General features: G+C 64.0%; 4 protein-coding genes and 1 pseudogene. 2 read left to right on the forward strand and 3 right to left on the reverse strand.

All coding sequences use genetic code 11. From position 1 onward, the window contains the following. On the forward strand, nucleotides 1-898 hold an 898-nt coding region (locus EOA36_RS24430), incomplete at its 5' end, for an AMP-binding protein (RefSeq protein ID WP_145969286.1). A 146-nt stretch (nucleotides 899-1,044) separates the two neighbouring features. Further along, on the forward strand, nucleotides 1,045-2,127 hold the full coding sequence (locus EOA36_RS24435) for an acyltransferase (protein ID WP_127279768.1): 1,083 nt from the start codon (nucleotides 1,045-1,047) through the stop codon (nucleotides 2,125-2,127). Between the two features lie 123 nt (nucleotides 2,128-2,250). Here the strand turns inward: EOA36_RS24435 and EOA36_RS24440 are convergent, their stop codons facing one another. The 3 genes and pseudogenes from EOA36_RS24440 to EOA36_RS24450 all read right to left on the reverse strand — a co-directional run. Beyond that, nucleotides 2,251-4,632 carry a polysaccharide biosynthesis tyrosine autokinase gene (locus tag EOA36_RS24440; protein ID WP_127279769.1) on the reverse strand — a complete coding sequence of 794 codons (2,382 nt, stop codon included), beginning with the start codon at nucleotides 4,630-4,632 and terminating at the stop codon, nucleotides 2,251-2,253. Nucleotides 4,633-4,780: 148 nt separating this feature from the next. Further along, nucleotides 4,781-5,677 (reverse strand): UTP--glucose-1-phosphate uridylyltransferase, encoded by an 897-nt coding sequence (locus tag EOA36_RS24445; RefSeq protein WP_127279770.1) that lies wholly within the window; start codon nucleotides 5,675-5,677, stop codon nucleotides 4,781-4,783. 74 nt (nucleotides 5,678-5,751) lie between these two features. Beyond that, a pseudogene (locus tag EOA36_RS24450) lies at nucleotides 5,752-6,068 on the reverse strand (glycosyl transferase); the annotation flags it as partial.

Below are 6,068 nucleotides of genomic sequence, written 5' to 3' on the forward strand. Positions count from 1 at the left end.
CACCGCGCCGACCGCCTTCCGCGCAATCAAGGGACAGGACCCCAAGGGCGAGTTCGTGCCGAAATACGATCTGTCGAAATTCCGCACGCTGTTCCTCGCCGGCGAACGCGCCGACCCCGAAACCATCAAATGGGCGGAGCAAAAGCTCAACGTGCCGGTGGTCGACCATTGGTGGCAGACCGAGACCGGCTCGCCGATGACGATCAACCCCGCCGGGCTCGGCCTCTTGCCGGTAAAATACGGCTCGCCCGGGGTGCCGATGCCGGGCTACGACATCCGCGTGCTCGACGATGCCGGCCATGAAGTGCCCCGCGGGACGCTGGGCAATGTCGTGGTCAAGCTGCCGCTGCCGGCCGGCTGCCTGCCAAGGCTATGGAATGCCGACGACCGCTTCCGCCAAGCCTATCTCGATGAGTTCCCCGGCTTCTACAAGACGGCCGATGCCGGCATGGTCGACGAGGACGGCTATCTCTACGTGATGGCCCGCACCGACGACATCATCAACGTCGCCGGCCACCGGCTGTCGACCGGCGCGATGGAAGAGGTGCTGGCCGCCCATCCCGACGTCGCCGAATGTGCCGTCGTCGGCATCGCCGACGCGATGAAGGGGCAAATTCCGCTCGGCTTGGTGGTGCTGAACGCCGGTGTCGCGCGCGACGGCGGCGCCATCGAGAAGGAGGTCGTCGCGCTGGTGCGCGAGCGCATCGGCCCGGTCGCCGCCTTCAAGACGGTGATAACGATCAAGCGGCTGCCCAAGACACGGTCGGGCAAGATCCTGCGCGGCACCATTCAGAAGATCGCCGACAAGGAAGCGTGGACGATGCCGGCGACCATCGACGACCCCGCCATCCTCGAGGAAATCACGGCGGCTCTGAAGGCGCGCGGTATCGGCGTCTGAGGAGCACTGCCGGCAGATGAGTGGAGATTCAGTTCCGCGATGTTGCGGCGCGGCGAACTTTGTGATGGACGCATCGCACAATCGTTGATTGTGCGATGCAACATTCCGACTTACAGTTCGCGTGGGGGGCCATTCGATGGGATCGCATGGCTCAGCAGAAAACAACGTTCGGCGGCATCGACATCCTGCGGTTTCTCGCCGCCGTACTGGTCATGGTCTACCACTACGGCTTCTGGGTGTGGGCCTATCCCGACGGCATCTCGGCGCAAGCGACCGGCGGCGTTCCGGCGCAACCTGGTATCGGCGCCTGGGTCGAATCCGGCTGGGTCGGCGTCGAGATCTTCTTCGTCATCAGTGGTTTCGTCATTGCCTTCAGCGCCGAGAATTCGACGCCGCTGCGGTTCTTCGAGGCAAGGGTCAAAAGGCTGGCGCCGGCGGTGTGGATCTGTGCGCCGATCACCGCGGCGCTGCTGTTGCTCATCGGCTTGAGCTGGCCGACCGACGCGGTGGTAAGGCTCGCCCGGACGGCCCTGTTCGCGCCCTATGGTCCGTGGGTGGACAGCGTCTACTGGACGCTCGGCATCGAGATCGCCTTCTACGCCGTCGTCTGGGTGCTGTTGCGGCTCGGCCGCTTCCATCTGATGGAAGCGGTTGCCATCGTCATCGGCCTGGTCAGCACGCTGTTCTGGTGCCTGTACTATCCGCTCGGCTGGTCGGACTTCGCCGAGACGCGCTGGCTGCAGCTCATCCTGGTGCATCATGGCTGTTTCTTCGCGGTCGGCGTGCTCATCTGGCTGATGCGGTTCAAGGCGGTGACGCCTTCGCGCCTTGGCTTCTGCCTGCTGTTCCTCGGCGGCGGCGTGCTGCAGATCGCCAGTTCCGTCGACGTCCACAGCATCAAGGTCGGAGCCATGATGCCCTACGCACCGCCAATCCTGATCTTCCTCGTGGCCATCGCGCTGATGGCATGGTCCCTCAGGCTCGACCTCAGCTGGAGCGGCTGGCGCCGGATAGGCCTGATGACCTATCCGCTCTATCTGATCCACGACGTCATCGGCGCGGCGATGCTCGGCGCCATGGTCCGCGCCGGGCTGCCATATCTCTTCTCGATGGCGATGGTCGCCGCGACCATGATCGCGGCGAGCTGGCTGGTGGCGACCGAAGCCGAGCCGCGCATCCGGCTACTGCTCGACCACACGGTTTTCCGCTACCGGCTTAAGGCAGCGTAGCCGTCCAGCTTCGCCGCCGCGCTTCTTGTCCAGCCGCATAAAGGCGGCGACAGACGGAACTTTGCGTAGTCTCGAAACAAGAAGCGCAGCGCGCTCTCAGGAGATGGTAGGCAACGGCCTATCTCAGACCGCTGTCTTCGACCGCACTTCCGACTTGTCGAGATAGTAGCTCGAGTACTTGTCGAAGAATTTCTCCGATGCGCCGAACGATCCGTATTTGGCCAGCTTCTTCAGGTCGACCTTGTTCAGCACCGCGCCGACGATCTTGTTGGCGACATAGGGTTCGGATTCCAGCATCGAGCGCACCATGGCGCGCGGCGTGCGGCCCCATTCGGTGACCAGCACGAAGCCGTCGACGAGCGGCGCGAAGGCCTTCGCGTCGACCACCGGCCCGAGCGGCGGCAGATCGACGACGATGTATTCGAACGTCTCCTTGGCGTTCTCGATGAAGCGCCGCATGCCGGCCGAGGAGAGAAGCTCGCTGGTGTGCGAGAAATGCCCACGCGACACGGCCGGGATGATGGCCAGCTTGGTCTGCCTGTCGATCTTGCCAACGGACTGCCATGTCTGGCCGCTCACCACCGCTTCCATCAACCCTTGCTCGGCTTCCATGCCGAGGCTGCGGCTGAGGCCCGGATTGCGCAGGTCGCCGTCGATGAGCAGCGTCCTGGCGCCATTGGCGGCGAGCAACCCGGCGAGATTGGCCGCGACCGTCGACTTGCCTTCGCCGGGCAGGACCGAGATCACGCCGATGACGCGGCTGCCTTGCCCTTCCATGACGACATCGAAGGCGATCTTGGCACTGCGCAGCGTTTCGGAGAACATCGATGCCGGAGCGTCGATACTCACCCGCATTCGCGCCCGCCTTTCGATGGCGGCCGGCGATCTGGCGACCTTGAGATCGGGCTCGGCCGGCTTGTCTTCCTTCGTCGGTTTGCTACCGATGGTGGGCAGGTAACCGAGGAATTTGAGGCCGACGCGGTCGCGCACCTCCTCGCCGGTCCTGAAGAACCGTTCGTTGAACTCGTTGAGGCCGCCGAAGCCCGCGCCCATGAGAACGCCGAGCACCAGCGAAAGACCGAGCACGATGATGGTGCGCGGGCTCGAGGCGGCAAGCGGGGTCGACGCATCCGAGATGATGCGGATCTTGCCGACCGGGAAGGACTGCTGCTGGGCGGCTTCCTCGTAGCGGCCGAGGAACGTCTGGTAGAGCGTGGTCAGCGCCGTCGCCTTCTGGTCGAGATCACGCAACTGGACCTGCGACTGGTTGTCGATGGAGCTCTTGCCCTGCGCGGCGGCGACATTGGCCCTGAGCGCGGTTTCGCGCGCCAGCGCCACCTCATACTCGTTGCGGTAGCTTTCGGTCAGCTGCTTCAGTTCGCCGAAGATCTGCGCCGATATGTCGGCCTTCTCCTTGGCGAGCGCCACCGCTTGCGGATGCTGCGGGCCGAAATTCGCCTCGACATCCTGCTGCCGTTTGGCGACGGTGAGGTAGCGTGTCTTCAGCGCCGCGATGACGGAGCTGCTTGGCTGGTCGCTGGATATTGCGGCGTCCTTGAAAGCGTTCTCCGAACCGCTGTCGACGATCGACTTGTATTGCTGGTAACGGGCGCTGGCACGCGCGGTGTCGGCCTGCGCCACGATGAGCTGGGCATTCAGGTCGGCGAGTTGCTTGGCGCTCATCAGCTGGCCGTCGCTGCTGGCGGACAGGCCATGTTCGGCCCTGAATTTCTCGACCGCCAGCGATGCCTGCTGCGAGCTTTCGCGCAGTTCGGTCAGCCGGCCCTGCAGCCAGACCGCCGCGCGCTCGGTGGCGTCGAAGCTGGCATCGAGCTGGTCGGCGAGATAGGCGTCGGCATAGGCCTTCGTGATGGCCTTCGCCAGCGCCGGATCCGTCGCCTGGTAGCCAAGCGCGATGACGTAGCTTCGTCCGACGCGATCCGCCTGGATCTCGTTCTGCAGCTTGAGGATGGCGTAGTCACGGCCGGATGCGGCAATCAACGCGTCGCGCGCGGCGGGGTCGAGCTTGCTGATATCGCCGACGCCCGGCATGACCGGGCTTGGCCGGACATATTGGATCAGTCCGCGGATCAAGCCGATGCCCTGGGCAAGCGCCGATTGCGGCGGGTTCATGAACGCTTCGTTCTGATCGAGCTTGAGCTTGTCGACGACCACGGCGGCGAGCCGCGTCGAGGTCAGGATCTCGATCTGGCTGAGAATCGCCGAATCGGTCTGCATGGTCGTCGACGCCGCCGAAATGTCGTCGACGATCTTGTTCAGCCCCTCATCGATCAGCACGCTGGAGACCGACACGAATTTTGGCGGCGTGGTCTGCAGATAGAGCATGCCCAGGAAAAGGCCGATGACGGCGCACACGCCAACCACCTTGGCCTGCCGTGCGGCCATGCCAAGCAGCCGCTCGATATCGATGAAGTCGTCGCCGTCTCCTGCGTCCGAATTCGGCAATGGCATCCTCTTGTCGAGAGGAAAGTTGGCATAATTCATCTTCGGTCCAATTCTGGCTTGTCTCGCTCGCAGGCCCCAGAAAGATCGGGAGCATTGGCGGACGCGACACACGCTTGGTGCCGGACAGCGCGGAGCCGGCCGGCCCTTCCGCCGTCAGCCACCCGACAATACTCCCGAAAGATGGGCATTATGCGGCTTCTTCCTGGCGTTCATGCGTCCGGACGAACTCCCGGAGCATCTCGAAAACCGGGCCCTTCATGTCGTCGCGCGCCAGCGCGAAGGCGATATTGGCCTGGATGAACCCTTCCTTGGAACCGCAGTCGAACATGCGGCCCTTGAAAGGCTGGGCAAAGAATGGCTGCTCCTGCGACAGGCGGACCATGGCGTCGGTCAGCTGGATTTCATTGCCGGCGCCGCGTTGCTGGTTGCCCAGAAGCTGGAAAATCTCGGGCTGCAGGATGTAGCGGCCGTTGATGTAGAAGTTCGACGGCGCGTTGGCCGGCGCGGGCTTTTCGACCATGGCCGTCACCTCGAAGCCGCCGCCAATGTCGGCGCCACGGCCGACGATGCCATATTTGTTGGTCTCGGTGGGATCGCAGCGCTCGACGGCGATGACGTTGCCGCCGGTCTCGGCATAGAGGTCGGTGATCTCGGCCAGGCATCCGCGACCGCCGAAGGAGACCATGTCAGGCAAAAGCAGGGCGAAGGGCTCGTTGCCGATGACCTCGCGCGCGCACCAGACGGCATGGCCGAGGCCTTGCGGCGATTGCTGCCGGATGAAAGAGGTGGCGCCGGCCACCGGCAGCATGCTTTCGAGCGCTTCCAGCTGTGTCTTCTTGCCGGTCTGCTCCAGGGTTCCGATCAGTTCCGGATGAAGGTCGAAATAATCCTCGATGACCGCCTTGTTGCGGCCGGTGACGAAGACGATGTGCTCGATCCCGGCCTCGAAGGCCTCGTCCACCGCATATTGCACGACGGGCCTGTCGACCACCGGAAGCATTTCCTTCGGCATCGACTTGGTCGCCGGCAGAAACCTTGTTCCAAGCCCCGCCACCGGTATCACGGCCTTCCTGATTTTCTTCATCGCAAATTCCTTCTGAGGAGATCGACTTCAGTCCATTCACAGGCCACGAAAAATCCCTCCATGTGCCTGCATCTTCACCTCCCCACCCCCACGGCAAACTGTGCCGCTACTCGTCGCAACCGCACGGCGATCGGCATGCCCATGTGCCTGACCGCCGCCGGGTCGCTGAGCGCCGTCCGGATCGCCTTGAGCGGGGACCGCGCCTTGATGTGCTGGACCATCGCCAGGAACGAGGCCGCCTTGCGCAAGCTGCGGCCGCGCCGGGCGAAGGCTGCCTGGGCCTCCTCGTCCATCCGATGGGTTTGCGCGAATTCGGCATCCGCCTTGCGCATCGCCTCGACATGATGAGGCTCGAGCACGCGCGAGATCGAACCACTGCGGATATGATAGG

The organism is Mesorhizobium sp. M8A.F.Ca.ET.021.01.1.1 (assembly GCF_003998025.1).
Classification (GTDB): Bacteria; Pseudomonadota; Alphaproteobacteria; order Rhizobiales; family Rhizobiaceae; genus Mesorhizobium.